The sequence below is a fragment of the Rahnella sp. CFA14(1/10) genome (assembly GCF_004195095.1).
GTDB classification, from domain to species: domain Bacteria; phylum Pseudomonadota; class Gammaproteobacteria; order Enterobacterales; family Enterobacteriaceae; genus Rahnella; species Rahnella perminowiae.
Window position 1 is genome coordinate 279,095 of record NZ_SEWS01000005.1, and the last position, 21,160, is coordinate 300,254.

The following is a 21,160-nucleotide window of genomic DNA, read 5'->3' on the forward strand; positions in this document are numbered from 1 at the left end:
AGCCGCTGCGGCCTGTCAGGTATCCATGGCGGAAAGACCTGGTTTATCCGCAAATGACATAATTGAATACAACCCGTTAACTAAGAGAGTCCCGTAATGATGCCGTTTTCAAATGGATTTTTACTCAGCCTGTCGCTGTGTCTGGACATCGGAATGGCTAATATCGCCATGATGACGCTGGCGATGCAGCGGGGTTATTTTCATGGATTCTGGCTGGGCATCGGCACCTGCATCGGCGACTTAATTTACGCCGTACTGGCGCTGGCCGGGATGACGATGTTGCTGCAATACCAGAGCGTGCGCTGGATGTTATGGGTCGGCGGCTCGCTGATGCTGATGTGGTTTACCTACAAAATGATCCGCGCTGCACTGGCGCCTGCCGGGGACCTGGGCAGCGGTGACAGCACGCAGTCACGTTCTGTTATCCGTAATTTTGGCCGCGGCATTGTACTGGCGATGTCTTCACCGACCGCTATTTTATGGTTTGCCGCTGTCGGTGGTGCGCTGATTTCCCGCATGGGGCAGGGAAGCACGGCGAATGCTTCGTGGTTTCTGGGAGGGTTCTTTATTGCGGGTGTGTGCTGGACGATGGTGATTTGTTTCGTCGGCAGCCTGGGCGGAAAAATGCTCGGCACCAAAATGCTGAAATACTCCTATGTCGCTTCAGCAGTGATCTTCTCTTATTTCGCGCTGTATGTGGTCATCACCGGTTATCGGGAATTCATTTTGGTATAAGCGCCGGCGACGCATGAAGTGACAGTGAATAAAGGTGGGGGGGGATCCCCATCATTTTGCGGAATGTATTAATGAAATGGCTTTGATCATAAAAGCCCAACCGTATCGCCACATCCAGCGCATTATTATTTTTACGCAGCTGATTCCGGGCCTCAAGTAAACGCAACTGCATATGGTATTGCAGTGGTGGCATGCCAATGTGCTGGCGGAACAGGCGGACAAAGTGAAACTTACTCAGTCCGCTGATTTGCGCCAGCGTATCGAGATGGATTTTCCGGGTCAGATGGTCACGCATAAAATCCAGCGCCAGCATAACCGGCCGCAAAGATTGTTCCTGCTCTCTGGCGGGTTCTTCCAGCAACGCCCCCAGCAGCCATAACAAATTCTGTTCCTGATCGTCGTCGTTCAGTGTGCGCCGGTAATGGCACAGCGCGGAAAACAGCGCAGGATTGCTGAGCACGCCTTCGGTTAACACCGGCGCACAGTGATCAGAACGCAGATTGTGATCGACCGATACCTGACGCAGTAAAGATTGCGGAATATGTACGCTGAGGAATTCGACTTTGTCGTTGCCAAACAGCGAAGACTGGACGGTGGCCGGATTATAAATCGTAATATCGCCGCCGCGCACCAGTTCGGTTTTCCCGTGCAACCTGATTTCTTCCGTACCGGTCAGATTGGCACTGATGACATATTCATCATGCGTATGGCGGGGGAATGATGAATTGCTCGCTGTCAGATGCGAGTACTCAATGTCGTTAGCCATCGTCCATTCAGAAATAGAAAGAGACACGTTACACTCCGAAAATCTTTGCTGTGCTGAAAAAGGGGCAGCATCGGTTTTTCTTATAACGAACTTATAACACAAGTTGTTAACCACAAAAGCGGGGAAAATTCATCTTTTGCCGGCAAGGTAAACCGGACAGCAGGCATGCACGGAATGTAATCCAAATGTTAATTAAGAGCCGCAGTCGTTATTTTTCCGGACATGCTACCGATATTTTATAACGGCAATAACGGGGAGTTGTTTTTTGTTTTACAGAATAAAAACAATTAACAAAATCACTGTCAGACGACTTTTGGCAATACGTGCTCGTTTTGGCTGACGGTTTTATTTATTGGCGGTGTTTATTCTTATGCGGCTTGTAAATTCAATACTTAATAAGGCAAAATATGCGCCCCGCAAAACGGGGATGATCCGTTACTGGCTCATTGATACACGCATTCTTCATACCAGAAAACATTCAAATACCAGAGGCCGGGCTAAGTACCGGATAGATATTTACTTTCAGATACCGACAGTCTTGTCGCAAGGAAACATCAATGGTGCAGCACTCTCAATATGCCGCGTTCTCCGTCATGGGAAATCAACATCATGTCGGATAATGCCGTGACAGGTACCACTTCCCGCGTGGAATTACGTAAAACGCTTACGCTGATTCCGGTTGTTATGATAGGCCTGGCCTATATGCAGCCCATGACATTGTTCGATACGTTCGGTATTGTCTCCGGCCTGACGGACGGCCATGTGCCAACGGCGTATGCTTTTGCGCTGATCGCTGTGCTGTTCACCGCGCTCAGTTACGGCAAGCTGGTGCGCCGCTATCCTTCCGCCGGTTCTGCGTATACTTACGCGCAAAAAGCCATCCATCCGGTGGTCGGTTTTATGGTCGGCTGGTCGTCGCTGCTCGATTACTTATTCGCACCAATGATCAATATCCTGCTGGCGAAAATCTATTTTGAAGCGCTGGTCCCGTCAGTGCCGTCGTGGATATTTGTCGTTGTGCTGGTCGGTTTTATGACGCTGTCGAATTTACGCAGCATTAAAACGGTCGCCAATATTAATACGCTGGTGGTTGTCTTGCAGATAGTGCTGATCACGGTGATCACCGGCATGGTGATTTATGGCGTGGGTCACGGCACCGGCTATGGCACGCTGGCCAGTACCCAACCCTTCTGGGGCGAAAATGCGCATACCGTGCCGATGATTACCGGTGCCACCATTTTGTGTTTCTCCTTCACCGGTTTTGATGGCATCAGTAACTTATCGGAAGAAACTAAAGATGCCGAGCGCGTGATCCCGCGGGCGATATTCCTGACGGCATTAATCGGCGGCGTAATCTTTATTGCGGCGACCTATTTTCTGCAACTCTATTTCCCGGATATCTCCAGCTTCAAAGATCCGGACGCTTCACAGCCGGAAATCATGTTGCAGGTGGCGGGCAGGGCGTTCCAGTTTGGTGCGCTGATTTTCTCCAGCATCACCGTGCTGGCCTCCGGTATGGCGGCACACGCGGGCGTTTCGCGCCTGATGTATGTAATGGGCCGCGACGGCGTGTTTCCGAAACGATTTTTCGGCTATATCCATCCGACATGGCGCACCCCGTCTTTCAACGTGTTGCTGGTTGGTGCCATTGCTTTGATGGCGATTAATTTCGATCTGGTCACGGCGACAGCGCTGATTAACTTCGGTGCGCTGGTGGCTTTTACCTTCGTCAACCTGTCGGTCATTTCGCAGTTCTGGATCCGCGAGAAGCGCAACAAAAGCGTTATGGATCATATCCAGTATCTGCTTCTGCCGTTGTGTGGTGCGCTGACTGTCGGCGCCTTGTGGGTGAATCTTGAAGAAGGATCGATGGTGCTGGGGCTTATCTGGGGGGCAATCGGCTTTATCTATCTGGCCTGTATGACCAAAAGTTTCCGCAATCCGGTACCGCAATACGAAGACGTGGCGTAACTCATCACCGATGTGAAAAATGGCTTCTGCGGAAGCCATTTTTGTTTCTGCTACGCCATACCGAGCCCGCGCATCAGCGCCGTGACGGCGGCTGCCGCGACAATAATCACCATCAGCGGCGCTTTTCTCCAGGCTAAAAACAGCGCCACACCGACGCCAATAATCCGCGCGTATCCGGCAAAATGCTGGCCTTCAAACAGGGCTGACGTGGCCGCGACCGCCAGCAGTAAGGTGGTCGCCGCATCCGATAACATTGTCTGCGTGGCGGGGGACAAATTAAGGCGCGAACCCAGCCGGTAACCGGCCACGCGCATCAGAAATGTTCCGGCGGCGAGCACCGCAATTCCCGCCACCATCAGGCTGTGTGAGGTCATTTTCGGTTCCTCCACGCCAGCAATCCGAGCAATGAAAACAGCACCGGCATACCGGCCGGAACAAAAGGCACCGCAGCTACCGCAATGATGGCACCGCCAGTGGCAGGAGTACGCGTTCTCCGGCTGCGCAGCGACGGGAAAATCAACCCCAGTAAAATGGCCGGGAATACGGCATCAAGGCCGATGGCTTTGATATCCGGAATAAACTGCCCAATATAAGCCCCGGCTATCACGCTGACCGGCCAGAACAAGGCGATGCCTGCGCCGCATAACCAGTAAGCCGTTTTACGCTTTTCAGGGGTAGATTGTGAGATGCCAAATACCACACTTTCATCGTTCATGATGTGACAACCCAGCCAGCTCATGGCTTTGCTGCCCACCAGATCTTTCACCGCAATCCCGAACGGTAAATGGCGTGCATTGACCAGTAATCCGGCCGCCGCTGCCGCAAACGGGCTGCCACCCCCGCCGACAATGGCGATAAACAGAAACTCTGATGCCCCCGCCAGCACCAGCAGTGAAAGCATCAGCGGTACCCACAGCGGGAAACCGCCTGCGACCGCCAGCGACCCATAAGAAATCCCCACCAGGCCATCGGCCAGGCACACCAGAAAGATGGCTTTAATCACATCATTTCCCAGCGGTGAAAAGAAACGCGTACGCATAATTCAATCCCATAACGAACAAGTCTCTATTATAATGAACGCATCTGCATCGTTCTTCAAGTCGAACGATCGTTCGTTATACTGATCAGGGTAAGTTTATGCCACAACCTATTAGCGTTATTTCGAAGGGACTGGTTCGCGAGCGCCAGCGGGCCGGGCTGTCACTGGCGGAAGTTGCCCGCCGTGCGGGTATCGCCAAATCGACACTTTCCCAGCTTGAAGCGGGCAACGGTAATCCGAGCCTGGAAACGTTGTGGGCGCTGTGTGTGGCGCTGAATATTCCTTTTGCGCGCCTGATGGAGCCGGAAGTGAATAAAATGCAGGTGATCCGTCGGGGTGAAGGTCCGGCGGTGGTGGCCGAACTGGCGGATTATAAAGCAGTATTACTCGCGACCTGTCCGCCCGCTGCGCGCCGGGATATTTATCTGCTGACCACCCAGCCGGGAGCCGACCGTATTTCCAGCCCGCATCCGCAGGGTTCGGTGGAACACATTATTATCACCCAGGGGCGCGCCCTGGTCGGGCTGGTGGATTCACCGGTAGAACTGAATGCCGGAGATTACATTTCCTATCCTGCCGACGTTGAACATATCTTTCGCGCGCTGGAGCCTGACACCATGGCGGTGCTGGTATCAGAGCAGAGTTGAGGTTTTGTGTTCATGATGGCGTTGTGATCCCGGAAAGGTTATGCGACAGACAGGCGCAATGAAGAGTCTGGTTGCTGAGTGATGAATGTCCTGCAATTTACAGGGAAATTATTTATCGCGAAGGGATTACATGGCTGACATAGCTGATATTGCAACGCGCATTGCCGGGGTTATTCTTTCCCCTGATGCTGTATATGGCCTTATAAAAGATGGCCACAAATTCATAAAAATTATGGTTCGCATGAGAAATAAACTCAATGCAGCATAATAATTGTGTTATCCGCTTTATCCGGTCATTGCGCTGCATTGCTACTAAGATCATCCCCTTCATTATTTTTCACATTTTCGAAGCACTTATTGGCCCGCTGAGCGTTATTGGCTCAATACTCTGCATTATGTTTTTTGAGCCCTGGCCGATGAAGTATGTCTGCATGGGTGTATGGCCGGTGTTCCTCTATTTACTGTCTAAAGCAACAGATAAGCTTACCGGCAGAGATAAGCAGAATAATTAACGCGCTTCTTCGTCACATTGTTTTTTAGCAGCGGTCCGGGTAAAGAAGGTGCGTTAATAATTTTTGCGAGACGTCCTGGAAAACCAGCCGGTGTTTCTTGTCGTGGTTTCGTCACCGTTGTATCTTCTCCCCGCACCTGAAAATCAGGTGCCGGGATTGACCTCCTGCCTGACTTTACTGGTGACACATGACGCGTTAGCGTTTATTGTGTCGCGCGTTTTGCTACACCTTTCAATGGTGGGCTGAGCGAGGGCATCGAAAGATGCGCCGGTGTCCAGTAAGGCCGGTAAGGTCAACCTTGTTCAGCTCACCACCAATGAGATTGACCTCTCGGGTAGTGAGTAAAATTTACTTACCGGAGGCTGCCACGATGGCTACGACCCCAACCCAAGTTCATTCTTTAAAAGCCTTTCCTTTTAATGCCGCCACTGATTTCACTGTGCTGGCTGCGCATTGCGAACAATATGCTGAAGCGCTGTTAGAAAGCGACAATCCGCGGCAACGTCGCAATATTTCTGATGCTCTGGCCACGGCATTGAACAGACTGCAATCCGGCTTGCTCAATCCTGTTCCACCTCATCTGATTAACAGCCTGACGGTAGATGCCCTTCCTGCCTCCGCACCCCGTTTTGAGCCTGATTCTGAACAGCTGGCCGAATACTGTCTCACCCTGACGCAGATATTGATAAACCGTGAGGTCACCGATCAGTCCGAAAAATCCCTGACCGGGCTTCTTTATGATCTGGTCAGTTACTTCGCTGCGGATTTACAGGCACCCCGGTACCTGAGAACGGCGCAGGGTCCGGAGGAACTGGCATGAAAAATCAAGACTGGCACCAGGCCGACATTATTGCTTCGCTTAGAAAACGAAAGACAACGCTTGCCGCCGTTTCGCGTGCCGCCGGACTTGCCTCATCAACGCTGACGAATGCCCTGACGCGTCCGTGGCCGAAAGGGGAAAAGCTGATCGCAGAGGCAATGGGTATTCCGCCAGAAAAAATCTGGCCGAGCCGGTATTTTGATGCAGCCGGTCGTCCGGTAGAAAGGAAAATTCGACAAGTAAAAGGAGAAATGCCGGATGGTTAATCCCGATATCAAAAACGTCATTGGCTTCTTCGGCACGCTATTATCCGTCAGTCGCATTTGCCGTCGGTGCGGGAAATGTGACCCGAAAAATTTTAGCGGTATGGTTGGAAAGGTGTAAACAAGCCGTCCTTTTATCGATCCTTTGTATGCCCAAAAACATCAACCAGCCGGAAGGCTGGTTTTTTATTGGTCATTCGCATCCTTTAATTGCCTGTAAATTCATCATGTTGAAAAGCTTGATTTTTTAATATTTATCCGAGTTATCTGATAGTCACTGGCATTCAAATGTTATGCACCTCAGGCTCCTGCCCGATATTTAGGCCAAAAAAACCATTTATATAAGAATACTCCAAATTTATTTTTACCGTAAAAACATAAAAAAAGTGATTATTTGCCTGAAAATAAAGAGGTAATATGATTAATCCTATGTATTAGGAATTATCTTGGATAAATTGCAGTTTGCCGGGCTGATTAATCGCTATGCACAACTGTGTATAAAAGAGCAATAGGTTAGTTCTTCTGAGTGGTTTTTCAGATAATGACTCAAAAATGAAATATAGATGTTTGGTTTTCGTAAAAAGGTAAATCTGAAATCACACTTAAAAAAGTGAAAAATCCTGTTTTAAATCAAAAATGCAGATAGTTAGGTGAAATAACGGAGTTGTTTAATCGAGAGAGATTCTGTCTGAGAATGTTCTTAGATCTGCGAAGTCATTAACACCAAAAGCGTCGTATACGTCACATTTTGGTTTCTGATTAGGAATAAGCATAAGAATCCGCCTAGAAAACAGGCATGCATTTAACGATAAGAAAGTGTAAATCGATCGGTCAAACCTATTGTTAGGTCTTATTATGAGCGAGAAAAACGATTTGAAGAGTTTCGGCTGCGTATTACTCTACGTACAGATACTGAAAAGTTTTAAATATGTTTTAGAGCGGATCTAAACATTCTTTTTTCTTATCTCTTTCTGAGAGTGCTTTATTCTTCCCCGGATTGACGAGGCAGAATTTGAGCGTTTTTAAAACCACATAATTAGGCGGCCCAATGCCTCGGGTAATAATCTGGAGTGAGTGCCAATTTACCAAGTTGGCGTTAAAAGAAATAATCTCCAAGAAGCTGCCTTACGTTGACCATGTCATCTCTTTTGACCAGAGCAATGGGATGAACTTGTTGGCGAGAGATTACTTAATCATCGATCCGTCAGGCGGTGGCTTCCACAGGTGTTATGAGTTTTTAAGAGAAAATCTGAATATATTGGACCCGGAGAGAATTCTGGTTGTGTCTTCAGCCGTGGATATGTTAATGCTCGAACTTTTACTGAAAAAGGAGTTTAAATTCCTCAAGAAGAAGAGTGAATTGTCAGACGTGGAGACATCGGTCGAGCAATTCATCCGGCTTCAGGGCAGTGCGATTAACAAGCAAGAATTCAATTATAATATTACCAAGATGGAAGAAAAAGTTTTGGTGATGATGATGTCTGGTCTGTCTGTCACCAGCATTTCAAATATTCTAAAGCTCAGTGTTAAAACGATAAGTGTGCATAAATGCAACTCACTAAGAAAAATAGGTGTTGATGCCAGCAGCAGTTCAGCTTTGTTCTTTTTGCACAAACATGCAGTGGGAAACAGAATTGTCCGATAAGAAGAAAACATTTTAAGCCAGCCTTGCACAGTGCAGGTAAGCGCGCCAGACGTTGCTATTTTTCAGGGGTAAGAAATGCGATCACTCAAAAGAAGCCATCCCGGCTTCATGTATGAACCCATCGTGTCCGTCTCGGGAGTGATGCTTGGTTTTGAGCTGGTTAAGAAAAGGAATGCAAGGGAAAGCAACGAAAATTCAGTGCATTACGATTTGCCTCTCTCTGCAGAAGAGAAGGTGAAGAGCTTCTTTGAGCAGGTCACAACAGCCTGTGTCAATGAAAGTATCTTTATCGCCAACGGCTTTTTATTGTCGATCAATATTGACTATGAGATTGCGGTGCATATTGCCAACAATCAGGCGATACAAAAGGTTTTACAGCAGCACAAATATATAAGACTTGAGGTGAGTGAGGATTTTCACGAATTCAGTGCCGGACAGGAACGCCCTGTACTTCAGTCTTTAGCGGCATGCTGTCCTCTATGGCTGGATAATTTTGGCGCCGGTGACACCAGCCTTACGCTTGTGATGAGCGAAAAGTTTGAATATATAAAAATCAGTAAGGTCTTTTTTTGGCAACACCAGGGAACTCAGTCTCTAAGAAAAGTGATCCGCCATCTCCGCCCGTATTGCGGGGGCGTTATTATCAATGGTGTCGAGAATTCGCAGCATATTGAGTACTTAAGCGGCAGTGATATTCTTGCTATGCAAGGTACATTATGGTTGCCATATAGTCAGGATGAATTAGTACAGTCATTTTTTTGAAAAGATTAACTGTTTATAATAACCCCATAATAAGCACGAATAGCTAATTTATGCGGTTATTTTAAAGTTGCGGGGACTTATCGCCTGAAATATTTTGGCGAGGGTAACTTGTGCAAATTACTACCGGAATTATCGTTTGGCAAATTGGTGGCCGTAAACCAGGGGCGGTAGCATAGCTAAAATATATACCGGTGTTAAATTGTACAATAATTATTTTCTATTGATATACTCAAAGAGCCCATTGCTTATTGGGTGAACAATTCGTCTGTCAATTGAAGAGGAGTAATTATGAGAAAAGCCATGCTTTCTGCTATTGCCCTGATGCTGCTGCCGCTATATTCGCAGACAACATCTGCTGCTGAACTCAGCAAAGGGGAAACAGTGGCGGCAGTGGTCGGTACCGGTGGCGCAATATTAGCCGCAGGCCTGATTGCTGTAGGTAACGATGATAGTAACGGTAACAGCAACACCAATACCTCAACTACCACCACAACCTCACGCTAATAAGTCACTTAATTATAACCACACATCCGTGTGGTTATTTTCCCACATGATAATAAAGATATAGGGAATCACTTGTGCGCTATTCCTTATTGCTCCTCTGCCTCTTATTACAAGCATGTACCCCTTCGCAAAACAGTCTGGTTGATACTTTTAAGGTTACCGTGAAGGGGCCGCAGGATGTCGTGGTGCCACCCGAAAGAATTGCCGCTATTCCTTACGGCAGCATTTATTTAAAACTGCCTACGTCAGCGCAAATCTTTGTGGTTGGTTATCTCCAGGATGGCTTTGAAAAATGGAGTACCGGCGATCAGGTTGTCTTTATTACCAGGAATGGTCGCCTGGTACGGTCAACCGGTTATTCGCAAGGCGATCTGCTGGAAGTCACCAATCTGCCCCAGGACCCGTTGCTGCATGCAGCGAGTTTGCATGAGGGGGCGAACTGGACACGCCTGATGCGCTGGACGGAGAACCGGCAACCCTTGTCATCGGTTGTCACATCCCGTTTCAGCCGTCAGGACGACGAAACCCTGACCCTTCCCGGAAGAGTCGTCGCCTGCCAGGTGTGGCGCGAGGATGTCACGCTTCAGGCCACGGGTGACCGCTGGCAAAACACGTTCTGGGTGGATCCGCAGAGCGGATTAGTGCTCAAGAGCAATCAGAGGCTGGGAGCAGATATGCCGGTGAGTATGACATTGCTCAAACCAGCCAATGCGGGGATCCCACCAGCATGAAAATAAAAACACTGTTATTCCTTTTCAGCGCCTTGCCGGGGATGGCATTTTCCGCAGGCAACGTGACCGTATATACCCGCGCTTCTCAGGGGCAGCCGGTGCAGACACTCAGCCATATTAAAGATATGCGTCAGATGATGGCGGAGTCGGATCTGATCCGTCATTCCTGGGCACCCGGTACGGTGATTGCTGTGCCTGCCGCAACGTCTGAGGCGCAGCAACAGTATCTGAACATGCAAAACCAGCTGAAAGCCTGGAGTATCACCGAGAGTGGCGATACGCAGCAGACCATTAACCGCGTTATTCAGCAATTGCAGGGGCTGCGGGTTACCGGCCGTCAGTTTACGCCGATGGATGCGGATCTGATCCTGAACAACAATGACGCGAACCGGCAGTTGCAGGGAGATTATCGCGTTTATACCGCAACGCGTCCCGACAGCATCTGGCTGCTTGGGGCGGTGAGCGGGGCGGGGAAACAGCCGTGGGTTGCGGGACGCACGGTGCGTGAATATCTCGGGGAGCATCAGTTTCTTGCCGGTGCCAATCTGAATGAAGCCGTGGTGATTGATCCCAACGGAACCGTCCGGGTTGCACCGGTCGCTTACTGGAACTATCGCCACGTTGAAGCCCAGCCGGGCAGTATCATTTGGGTCGGTTTTTCTGACTGGACGCTGCCGCGTCAGTATAAAAACCTTAATCAGAACATCGTCTCTGTTTTGGCGCACCGGATCCCTGACTGATGAAACCAAAATATCTTCTCAGCCTGCTCGCTTTGTCCGTGGTGTGTGCTAATACAGCCCGGGCGCAAACTTATAATGAACCTCTTGGTCCTTCGCAATCGGATTTTGGCGGCGCGGGGCTTTTACAAACACCAACGGCGCGGATCCCCAAAGAAGGGGAGTTCAGCGCCAACTACCGTGATAATGACGCGTACCGCTTTTACTCGCTCTCGATGGCGCTGTTTCCCTGGCTGGAAACCACGTTGCGTTATACCGACGTGCGTAACCGGCTTTACAGCAATGATCCGAATTTCAGCGGCGATCAGACTTACAAAGACAAGTCTTTCGATGTGAAATTAAGGCTGTGGGAAGAGGGCTACTACCTGCCACAGGTTGCGTTCGGCAAGCGCGATATCGGCGGCACCGGTTTGTTCGACAGCGAATATCTGGCTGCCAGTAAAGCGGCCGGCCCGTTAGATTTCACGCTGGGGATTGGCTGGGGGTATATCGGTAACAGCGGTAATATCACTAACCCTTTCTGCAAAGCCAGCGATAAATATTGTACCCGTGCTCAAAGCCATTCCACCGGCGATATCTCCCTCAATGATATGTTCCGCGGACCAGCGGGAATATTCGGTGGCGTGGAGTATCAGACTCCCTGGCAGCCGTTGCGCCTGAAAGTGGAATACGATGGCAATAATTACCGCGATGATTTCGCCGGAGCATTAAAACAGAGCAGTAAGATTAATGTCGGTGCCGTTTATCGCCTGGCCAGCTGGATGGATGTCAATGCCAGCTACGAGCGCGGCAATACCTTTATGTTCGGCTTTACCCTGCGCAGTAACATGAACGAGTGGGTACCGCATCAGATTGACGATCCGGTGCCTGACTATCAGCCGCAGCAGCAAAGCGCGGGAATGGTCAATTACAGCGTCGCCACCGGTCAGCTGGCGCAGCTCAAAAGTAACGCCGGGTTTAGCGAACCGCGTATCGACATTCGTGACGATACCCTGAACGTCACGGGGCAGCAGGATAAATATCGCAATACGTCAAAAGGCGTAGACCGTGCCAATCTCATCATGCTGAATAATCTGCCAGCCAATGTCGATACACTGGATGTAACCCAAAACCGCTTTGGTATGCCGATGGTCACCACCCGTACCCGCGTGGCGAGTCTGCGTCAGCAGCAAGAGGGTTATCCGCTGGGCCAGGAGCAATCCCTGAATCAGCAACGGATTGAACCTGTCACTGACGTCGGTCAGGGATTCTTTATCGGCAAAGACCGGTTTAATTACAGCCTGTCGCCGGTATTAAGACAATCCGTCGGCGGCCCTGAAAACTTTTACATGTATCAGGTCGGGGTACTGGCCGATGCCAACTACTGGCTGACAGATCATCTGCTGGTTGATGGTGGTGTGTTCGGCAACATCGCCAATAACTATGATCAGTTCCGCTATGATGGCGTCAGTAATGACTCTTCTCTGCCACGCGTGCGAACGCGTATCCGTGAATACGTCAGCAACGATGTCTATGTGAATAACCTGCAAGCCAACTACTTCCGGTATCTGGGCAACGGCTTCTACGGACAACTTTATGGCGGCTATCTGGAGATGATGTACGGCGGCGTCGGGGGCGAAGTGCTCTACCGGCCGCTCGACTCCGACTGGGCGCTGGGCATTGATGCCAACTACGTTAAACAGCGTGACTGGGACGACATGATGCGTTTCACCGATTACAAAACTGCCACCGGCAACCTGACAGCTTACTGGCGGCCAGCGTTTATGGATGATGTGCTGGTGAAAATGAGCGTCGGGCAATATCTGGCTAAAGACAAAGGCGGCACGTTGGATCTCTCCAAACGCTTTGACAGTGGTGTCACCGTGGGCGCCTATGCGACGCTGACGAATGTCTCGAAACAGGAATACGGGGAAGGCTCCTTTACTAAGGGGTTCTACATCTCTGTTCCGCTGGACTTGCTGACGGTCAAACCAACACGCAGTACGCCAACGGTTAGCTGGACACCGCTGACGCGTGATGGTGGCCAGATGCTGGGCAGGCAGTACGGCTTATACGGTATTACTTCAGACAGAGATATTCCGCAGTTGCCTTAAAGAAAGGTTGTGCCTGACTGGAATAGTCAGGCATCTACAAATGACTTATTTATTTTTTTTCTGATATTACTGCATGTCAGGAGACAGTTAATGAAGTCCATTATTATAAGCCTATTAACCTGATGTACTCAGGTAATAATTTTTTTTCGTTACTTGTTGTGAGGGAAATATGACATTTCTCACCAGAAATTTTTACTCAAGCCTGTTCCTTGCTCTTTCGGATTTTTTCAGTTTTGTTCTGTCGATTTATGTCGCTAAAATATTGTTGAGATTCATGCTCAAAGAGTTTGATGACTATATTCCCGCTGAACATGTCACCGCCCTTGTTTTATTACACTGGACGCTGGCATTTTGCTGTGTTGGCTGGTTCTCCATACGCTTGCGGCATTATTACTATCGCAAAACCTTCTGGTTTGAGCTGAAAGAAATCTTACGTACATTGGTGATTTTTGCCGTCATTGAAATTGCCGTGATGGCTTTCGCCGAGTGGAATTTCTCACGTTATATGTGGATCCTCACCTGGTTGCTGGTGCTGATACTTGTCCCTTGTGCCCGCATGCTGACTAAACACATATTAACGGTTCTGGGGATCTGGCGACGGGATGCGATTATTATCGGCACCGGTAAAAATGCTCATGAGGCCTTCAAAGCGATTCAAAGCGAGAAGAACCTCGGGTTAAATGTCACCGGATTTATATCCAGTGAACCAACAGATAAACCGGGCGACAGTATTAATGGTATCCCGATCATATTCTGCGATGACCTGTGGTTATTAACCCCTTGCGACAAAAAAACGCAGTTTATTGTCGCCGTGGAATCGCATCAGGGTGATATCCGCAATTACTGGCTACGGATGTTTATGATCCACGGCTACCGGTATGTCTCTGTGATCCCGACCCTGCGCGGTATGCCGCTCGACAGCACGGATATGTCGTTTATTTTCAGCCATGAGGTGATGATATTACGTGTTCATCAGAACCTGGCCAAATGGTCATCACGTTTCCTGAAGCGCGCCTTCGATATTGCGGCTTCACTGGGCATTATTGCCATACTCTCTCCGCTGTTGCTGTATATCAGCTACAAAGTCAGGAAAGATGGCGGCCCGGCGATTTATGGTCATGAACGCATTGGTAAAGGCGGACGTCCTTTTAAATGCCTTAAATTCCGCTCAATGGTCATTAATTCCAAAGAAGTGCTTGAAGAATTGCTGGCAAATAACCCGGAAGCGCGTGCCGAGTGGGATGAGACTTTTAAACTGAAAAACGATCCACGTATTACGCGCATCGGACATTTATTGCGTAAAACCAGTATGGATGAGTTGCCGCAGTTATTTAATGTACTAAAAGGAGAAATGAGCCTTGTCGGGCCGAGACCTATTATTAACGCTGAACTGGAGCGATACAGTGATGAGGTAGATTATTACTTACTGAGTAAGCCGGGAATGACCGGATTATGGCAGGTGAGTGGTCGCAGTGATGTGGATTACGAGACCCGCGTCTATCTGGACGCCTGGTATGTAAAAAACTGGTCGATGTGGAATGACATTGCCATTTTATTTAAAACAGTAAGTGTTGTGCTTAGAAAAGACGGTGCTTATTAACAGTTATTTAAATAATGCATCACCCTCATGTATTGGCTGCTAATCATTAGCGTCATGGCCAACATCAATTTCTGTTGAACCACATGATATGGATTTTATGAAAAAAAATACCTTTAAGATTTCTGCATTATTCGGGGCTTTGTTACTGAGCGGATGTACGGTTATTCCAGGGCAATCGTTAAGTACCATGGACAAAGACGTTGTTCAACCTACTGATAGCAATTATGACATTGATAAATTAGTTAACGTTTACCCGATGACACCCGGCCTGATTGATCAGCTGCGCCCTGACACGGTTCAGGCGCGGCCAAATCCTGAGCTGGATATGCAACTGCAAAACTACCAATACCGTATCGGTGTCGGTGATGTCCTGATGGTTACCGTGTGGGATCACCCGGAACTGACCACCCCTGCGGGCCAATACCGCAGTGCCAGCGATACGGGTAACTGGGTCAATGCTGATGGGACAATTTTCTATCCTTACATCGGAAAACTGAAGGTCTCCGGAAAAACTGTAGCGGAAGTACGTCAGGACATCAGCAGCCGTCTGGCGACGTATATTGAAAGTCCGCAGGTTGATGTGAGTATTGCGGCCTTCCGTTCTCAGAAAATTTATACCACTGGCGAAGTCGTCAAGTCCGGACAACAGCCCATTACCAATATTCCGCTTACCGTGATTGATGCTATTAACGCCGCTGGGGGCTTAGCGCCAGATGCGGACTGGCGTAACGTCGTGCTCAACCATAACGGCCAGGATACTCAGATTTCACTTCAGGCCCTGATGCAGAAAGGGGACCTCACACAAAACCGCTTGCTTTATCCCGGCGATATTCTGTTCGTGCCACGAAATGACGACCTGAAAGTATTTGTGATGGGCGAAGTCACCAAGCAGAGCACGCTGAAAATGGATCGTAGCGGGATGACGCTCGCCGAGGCATTAGGCAATTCAGAAGGGATTAGCCAAAGTATGTCTGATGCTTCCGGGATATTTGTTATCCGGCCACTGAAGGGAAACCAGAAAGGTAAGATAGCTAATATCTATCAGCTGAATGCCAAAGATGCCTCTTCTATGGTGATGAGTACGGAATTCCAGCTTCAGCCTTACGATATCGTTTATGTCACCACCGCACCGATAGTTCGCTGGAATCGTATCATTTCGCAGATTGTCCCGACCATTTCGGGAGTGCATGACATGATTGAAAGCACTCGTTACATCAAGCAGTGGAACTAACTATGTTCTCTTCAGTTCTTGTTGTGTGCACCGGCAATATATGTCGTTCGCCAATGGCCGAACGGATCATGAAGCAATATCTTCCCGAAAAGAAGATCCGTTCTGCTGGTCTTATGGCAATGGTCAATCATCCGGCTGATGATACTGCTGTGATTGTCTCTGGGCTTCACGGGGTATCGTTAGAAGGACATAGAGGCGTGCAGTTTCGGTCTTCAATGGCAGGAGAGTTTGATCTTATTTTAGTCATGGAAAACAGCCATCTGGAACAGATAAGCAAAATCGCACCCCAGGCCAGAGGAAAAATTATGCTTCTGGGGCACTGGTTAGATCACCGTGAAATTCCGGATCCTTACCGTAAAAGCCAGGAAGCTTTTGAATCCGTATTTCAGCTTATCGATCAGGCCTGTCAACGTTGGGCACAGAAGCTCACCGGCTAATCTCTCAGGAAATTATCGCATGTCATCAGCTATTTCAAAAAAAACTGCAACACCAGACTCCGACGAAATCGATTTGGGGCGTCTTTATGGCGAATTTCTCGATCACCGTAAATTGATTATCATTCTGACGGTCGTTTTTACTCTGCTGGCCATAACGTATGCCTTATTTGCTACGCCTGTTTACCAGGCAACAGCAATGATACAAATCGAGCAGAAACAGGGGAACGCGATCCTCGACAGTATTAGCCAGATGTTGCCAGATTCACAGCCTGTCTCTGAGCCTGAGATTGCGTTATTACAGTCTAGGATGATTCTTGGCAAGACTGTTGACGATCTTAACTTGCAAGCTGTTATTACTCAGAATTATTTTCCGGTATTTGGGCGTGGTTGGGCCAGGATGACCGGTGATATTCCGGGTAAGCTTAGCATCAGCCGTCTATATATTCCTAAAACCAGCAATGATGTTCCGAGTATCACTCTCACTGTCATTGATAAAAATCGATTTCATGTTGAAGGTGATAATTTCAATCTTGACGGAGAAGTGGGTAAGCTCATCACCCAGGATGGCATTGCTCTGAACGTCAGGAGTATGGACGCTGAACCAGGAACACAATTCACGGTCGACTATATAACGCGCTTAGATGCTATCAACAGTTTGCTGAATTCGCTTACTGTCGCCGACCAGGGCAAAGATACTGGGATCCTAAATCTGTCATTAAATAGTGATGACAGGGCGCTGGCAACGTCAGTCCTTAATGATATTAGTGAAAACTATTTGGATCAGAATATTGCCCGTCAGGCTGCACAAGATGCGAAGAGTCTGGAGTTTCTGAATCAGCAATTGCCGCAGGTACGTAGCGATCTGAATGATGCTGAGGATAAACTTAATCTGTATCGCCGCCAGAAGGATTCTGTTGATTTATCCCTTGAAGCGAAATCAGTTCTTGAGCAGATCGTTAATGTAGATAGCCAGCTTAATGAACTGACGTTCCGCGAAGCGGAGATATCTCAACTTTATACTAAAGATCATCCGACGTATAAAGCCCTGTTGGAAAAGCGACAGACCCTATTACATGAGCGGGATAGCCTTAATAAACGTGTTACAGCTATGCCAGCCACTCAACAAGAAGTAGAACGTTTAAGTCGTGATGTTGATTCTGGTCGGGCTATCTATATGCAGTTGCTTAATCGTCAGCAAGAATTAAGCATCGCAAAATCAAGTGCAATCGGTAATGTGCGTATTATCGACAATGCAATAACACAGCCTAAGCCAGTAAAACCAAGGAAAGTATTGGTTGTACTCATAGGGATTATTGTAGGTTTATTTATATCATCAGCACTCGTTTTGCTGAAAATTTTCCTGCGTCGTGGAATTGAGTCCCCTGAGCAGTTGGAAGAAATTGGTGTCAGTGTATATGCGAGTGTGCCACTTTCCGAATGGCTGACTAAGAAAAATAAATCAGGGCGTTCAAAAGGAGCAGGAGATAAAAATAGGAAATATGAAAATAAATTCTTAGCTATTGAAAATCCTGCTGATTTAGCTATTGAAGCAATTCGTAGCCTACGAACAAGTCTTCATTTCGCTATGATGGAAGCCAAGAATAATATTCTGATGATCTCGGGCTCAACACAGAATGCAGGTAAAACATTTATTGCGAGTAATTTGGCTGCAGTCATTGCTCAGGCCGGAAAAAAAGTATTATTTATAGATGCAGACATGCGTAAAGGTTATGCACATAAATTATTTAAATTCACTGGGGAACAAGGGTTGTCTGATATTCTTTCTGGGAAGATAAATGTTAACAACATTGAAAAATCTGTTCCATCAATTGGTATTGATTTTATTGCAAGAGGCAAGGTTCCCCCTAATCCATCAGAATTACTGATGCATAAACGCTTTAATGCTTTGCTAGAATGGGCTTCTGATAATTATGATTTAGTGATTGTCGATACCCCTCCTATCTTAGCTGTTACGGATGCAGCCATTATTGGTCGTAGTGTTGGAACATCATTACTTGTTGCCCGCTATGGAACAAATACAGTTAAAGAAGTAGAGATTAGTATCAGGCGATTTGAACAAGTCGGTGTGCAAATAAAAGGATGTATCTTGAATAGTGTGCTCAAAAAAGCCAGTAGTTACTATGGCTATGGATACAGCCAATATGATTATTCTTACGCCGAGAGCAAAGATAAATAGTTTTTTTATTCCAGCCTGGGATAGAAATATCCCAGGTGTAAATTAATAATAAGGTTTTTTATTTCGATTATTTTTTTTTGGATGAATGGGAAAGAAAATGAAAATAATGATTTTTAACACATTGTATTTTCCCTACAGAATTGGTGGTGCTGAAGTTTCAGTTCAACTGCTCGCCGAAGAACTCGCATTGCAAGGACATAGAGTCAGGGTGGTAAGTCTTACCGAAGGGAATGAAAGGGATGTCATGATGCTTAATGGCGTAGAGCTTATTAAATTGCCATTGGCTAATGTCTATTGGCCTTTTTCGAATCAAAATAAAAATTCTTTAAAAAAAGCTATATGGCATCTCTTTGATTATTTAAATGTTAAAATGTATTTTAAAGCACTCAAAGAAATCAAAGAGTTTTCACCTGATGTTGTTCATACTAATAATATATCTGGGTTTTCAGTCCTTTTGTGGAAAGCAGTAAAAAAATGCAAAGTCAGACTCATACACACTTCCAGAGACTATTATCTTTTTCATCCTAATAGCACATTATTTAGTAATGGCCATAACATGAGGTTGAACGATAAAAGTATTCTATTCTGGTCTGCAATAAAAAGAATGTATAGCCGAAATGTTGATGAGTATGTTGGCATTAGTCAATTCATACAAAAATTGCATCATGAAAAATTATTTTTCAAAAATGCAAATAACCATGTCATATATAATGCTGTATGCAAAATTGAATCAAATAAATCTAGTGAAATTAAAAAAATTGGATTTATCGGTCGATTATCAACGGAAAAAGGATTTGATGTTTTCTGCAATGTAGCCGAAAAATATAAAAACAAATATACATTCATTGCTGCCGGTAACTTCGTCAATAATGATGAGCAGCACTCATTAAAGAATTTGGCAAGTAAATCTGATGTGTCTGTAAAAGGCTTCATGAAACTCGATGACTTTTTGAATCAAGTAGATGCCGTCGTTCTTCCTATAAAATGGAATGAACCTTTCGGGCGTACTGTTGTTGAATGTGTCCTGGCGGATAAGTTAGTCCTTACAAATCCAGTTGGGGCAATGACAGAATTATCTATGATCCTTCCTAACATCATAATTACTGACAATATTGAACGTGATTTCTACGATAAAATAGATAAAACTGAGATAAAACCTGTTGGCTCTGTACTTATTGAACAGTTTAAACCCAAGGAAATAGCCGACCAATATCTCCGTGTTTATAATGGTAAAGTGAGTGTATAAAATGACAATGAGGGGGTTAGAGCAAAAACTTATTGGATTATCCTTGTTGCTTTTTTTGTTTTTCGAATGCTTCGCAGGACCACTTCGGATGGTCTTTCATATGGTCGGTGTGGAGTTTTTGTTTTCCATCCCAAAACTCTTTATTTTAATAACGCAAGCCTTCTCAGTAATATTAGTCTTGTATTATAGGAAAATAACAGTAAATGGGATAATTGCTTCGGTAACGATATTCTATGTAATATTAATAAGCATGATATCTTCACAGATGGCAGCGATGTTTATCGGTGTGTGGGCTATTCTACCTCTGTTCTTAGGTTATCATGGGGCAAGAATAATCATGTCAAATATTAAGGAGAAAAAAGCAAATCGCATCATAACAATAATATTTTTGATGTCATGCCTAGGGGTTGTTCTGAATATTTTTTTCAACTACCCATGGTATAATGTCTCATATGAAATTGCAGGGATGGACGTTTCCTCATCCCAAATAGGAAGTAGCGGTGGTTATACCCGATATGCTGGCTTCTTTAAGAGTTCGTTACAGGCGTCCGCTAATGTCTTAATTCTTCTTTTATATGTTATATCAACAAGCAAAAGCAAAACTTTAATTATGATTTCTTTTGTTTTAAGTGCGTTGGTAGCTTTGATAACTATTTCTAAGACAATATTTTTACTTCATATCATTATCCTTCTGTACATCTTTGTTAAGATTATCCCTGTCAAAGCTATATGGCGAATAACATTAATATGCGCTTTCGGATTTACAGTCTTTACGATAGGAAGTACCAATTATCACTTTAATGTTAGCAAGGATCCAATGGAGGTTATGTTATTAGCTTCTCTAAATGATCGGCTAACTAATACATGGCCAGAAGGCGTTAAAACTATTATTAACAATGGAAGCCTTTTCTTTGGTGGCGGAATGGGGACTATTGGTGTGGGGTCTAAATTAGGCACTGGTGTCTATAACCCTGGCGATAGCATGTATCTTTATATTATTGGTTCAGGTGGTTACCTGTTAGGGTTTATATTTCTTTTTTGGGCTTTTTATCAATCGGCTGTATTTAATAATGAAAGTGTCTGTAGGTACTTATCATTATTATTGATCGTGATATGTTTGTTTGGTTTGTCAATGACAGCTCCGGAGTATCCATTTATGGCACTTTCTTTTGGTTTTTTGATAAACTCAAGAATATATAAATATGTTAAAATTGCTGATTAAAA

21 protein-coding genes are annotated in these 21,160 nt (G+C 46.4%); 18 read left to right on the forward strand and 3 right to left on the reverse strand.

Going from position 1 to position 21,160, the window contains the following annotated elements:
- Positions 1–96 precede the first annotated feature (96 nt).
- The gene (locus tag EVX52_RS12200) at positions 97–735 is read left to right on the forward strand and encodes a LysE family translocator (protein ID WP_129991358.1); all 639 of its coding nucleotides are present in this window, start codon (positions 97–99) and stop codon (positions 733–735) included.
- On the opposite strand, the gene EVX52_RS12205 is transcribed toward EVX52_RS12200, so the two are convergent.
- A complete protein-coding gene (locus EVX52_RS12205; RefSeq protein WP_129991359.1) occupies positions 722–1,528 on the reverse strand; it encodes an AraC family transcriptional regulator in 807 nt (268 codons plus the stop codon). The two genes, EVX52_RS12200 and EVX52_RS12205, sit on opposite strands and share 14 nt — an antisense overlap.
- 582 nt (positions 1,529–2,110) lie before the next feature.
- Between EVX52_RS12205 and EVX52_RS12210 the strand changes: the two genes are divergently transcribed.
- On the forward strand, positions 2,111–3,472 hold the full coding sequence (locus tag EVX52_RS12210) for an APC family permease (protein ID WP_129953323.1): 1,362 nt from the start codon (positions 2,111–2,113) through the stop codon (positions 3,470–3,472).
- A gap of 50 nt (positions 3,473–3,522) precedes the next feature.
- On the opposite strand, the gene EVX52_RS12215 is transcribed toward EVX52_RS12210, so the two are convergent.
- Together EVX52_RS12215 and EVX52_RS12220 are read right to left on the reverse strand one after the other, a co-directional pair.
- Positions 3,523–3,846 (reverse strand): AzlD domain-containing protein, encoded by a 324-nt coding sequence (locus tag EVX52_RS12215; RefSeq protein ID WP_129991360.1) that lies wholly within the window; start codon positions 3,844–3,846, stop codon positions 3,523–3,525.
- Complete coding sequence (locus EVX52_RS12220) at positions 3,843–4,511, reverse strand: AzlC family ABC transporter permease (protein WP_129953103.1); 669 nt, start codon at positions 4,509–4,511, stop codon at positions 3,843–3,845. Before EVX52_RS12220 ends, EVX52_RS12215 begins: the two co-directional genes overlap by 4 nt.
- Positions 4,512–4,609: 98 nt before the next feature.
- Between EVX52_RS12220 and EVX52_RS12225 the strand changes: the two genes are divergently transcribed.
- From EVX52_RS12225 to EVX52_RS12300, 16 genes are all read left to right on the forward strand, one after another.
- Positions 4,610–5,158, forward strand: a complete 549-nt coding sequence (locus tag EVX52_RS12225; RefSeq protein ID WP_129991361.1) for a helix-turn-helix domain-containing protein — start codon at positions 4,610–4,612, stop codon at positions 5,156–5,158.
- Between the two features lie 130 nt (positions 5,159–5,288).
- Entirely contained in the window at positions 5,289–5,426 is a 138-nt protein-coding gene (locus EVX52_RS25300) for a hypothetical protein (RefSeq protein WP_165385178.1), read from the forward strand.
- Positions 5,427–6,040: 614 nt separating this feature from the next.
- Positions 6,041–6,490, forward strand: coding sequence for a hypothetical protein (locus EVX52_RS12235; RefSeq protein WP_129953100.1), 450 nt, complete (start codon positions 6,041–6,043; stop codon positions 6,488–6,490).
- Positions 6,487–6,756 carry a helix-turn-helix transcriptional regulator gene (locus EVX52_RS12240; RefSeq protein ID WP_129953099.1) on the forward strand — a complete coding sequence of 90 codons (270 nt, stop codon included), beginning with the start codon at positions 6,487–6,489 and terminating at the stop codon, positions 6,754–6,756. The genes EVX52_RS12235 and EVX52_RS12240 overlap by 4 nt, the downstream gene beginning before the upstream one ends.
- Positions 6,757–7,801: 1,045 nt before the next feature.
- Positions 7,802–8,398, forward strand: coding sequence for a helix-turn-helix transcriptional regulator (locus tag EVX52_RS12245; protein ID WP_129953098.1), 597 nt, complete (start codon positions 7,802–7,804; stop codon positions 8,396–8,398).
- A gap of 75 nt (positions 8,399–8,473) precedes the next feature.
- On the forward strand, positions 8,474–9,160 hold the full coding sequence (locus EVX52_RS12250; protein ID WP_129953097.1) for an EAL domain-containing protein: 687 nt from the start codon (positions 8,474–8,476) through the stop codon (positions 9,158–9,160).
- Between the two features lie 288 nt (positions 9,161–9,448).
- A complete protein-coding gene (locus EVX52_RS12255; RefSeq protein WP_129953096.1) occupies positions 9,449–9,664 on the forward strand; it encodes a hypothetical protein in 216 nt (71 codons plus the stop codon).
- Between the two features lie 74 nt (positions 9,665–9,738).
- A complete protein-coding gene (locus tag EVX52_RS12260; RefSeq protein ID WP_129991363.1) occupies positions 9,739–10,395 on the forward strand; it encodes a YjbF family lipoprotein in 657 nt (218 codons plus the stop codon).
- On the forward strand, positions 10,392–11,135 hold the full coding sequence (locus EVX52_RS12265) for a capsule biosynthesis GfcC family protein (RefSeq protein ID WP_129991364.1): 744 nt from the start codon (positions 10,392–10,394) through the stop codon (positions 11,133–11,135). Before EVX52_RS12260 ends, EVX52_RS12265 begins: the two co-directional genes overlap by 4 nt.
- The gene (locus EVX52_RS12270) at positions 11,135–13,225 is read left to right on the forward strand and encodes a YjbH domain-containing protein (protein ID WP_129991365.1); all 2,091 of its coding nucleotides are present in this window, start codon (positions 11,135–11,137) and stop codon (positions 13,223–13,225) included. Before EVX52_RS12265 ends, EVX52_RS12270 begins: the two co-directional genes overlap by 1 nt.
- 169 nt (positions 13,226–13,394) lie before the next feature.
- Positions 13,395–14,825 carry an undecaprenyl-phosphate galactose phosphotransferase WbaP gene (gene wbaP, locus EVX52_RS12275; RefSeq protein ID WP_129991366.1) on the forward strand — a complete coding sequence of 477 codons (1,431 nt, stop codon included), beginning with the start codon at positions 13,395–13,397 and terminating at the stop codon, positions 14,823–14,825.
- 97 nt (positions 14,826–14,922) lie between these two features.
- A complete protein-coding gene (locus tag EVX52_RS12280; RefSeq protein WP_129991367.1) occupies positions 14,923–16,056 on the forward strand; it encodes a polysaccharide export protein in 1,134 nt (377 codons plus the stop codon).
- A gap of 2 nt (positions 16,057–16,058) precedes the next feature.
- Positions 16,059–16,493 carry a low molecular weight phosphotyrosine protein phosphatase gene (locus tag EVX52_RS12285; RefSeq protein WP_129991368.1) on the forward strand — a complete coding sequence of 145 codons (435 nt, stop codon included), beginning with the start codon at positions 16,059–16,061 and terminating at the stop codon, positions 16,491–16,493.
- A 19-nt stretch (positions 16,494–16,512) separates the two neighbouring features.
- Positions 16,513–18,690: a polysaccharide biosynthesis tyrosine autokinase gene (locus tag EVX52_RS12290; protein WP_129991369.1), complete on the forward strand. Its 2,178-nt coding sequence runs from the start codon at positions 16,513–16,515 to the stop codon at positions 18,688–18,690.
- 97 nt (positions 18,691–18,787) lie between these two features.
- On the forward strand, positions 18,788–19,936 hold the full coding sequence (locus EVX52_RS12295; protein WP_129991370.1) for a glycosyltransferase family 4 protein: 1,149 nt from the start codon (positions 18,788–18,790) through the stop codon (positions 19,934–19,936).
- Positions 19,929–21,158, forward strand: a complete 1,230-nt coding sequence (locus EVX52_RS12300; RefSeq protein ID WP_165385181.1) for a hypothetical protein — start codon at positions 19,929–19,931, stop codon at positions 21,156–21,158. The genes EVX52_RS12295 and EVX52_RS12300 overlap by 8 nt, the downstream gene beginning before the upstream one ends.
- Positions 21,159–21,160: the final 2 nt, after the last annotated feature.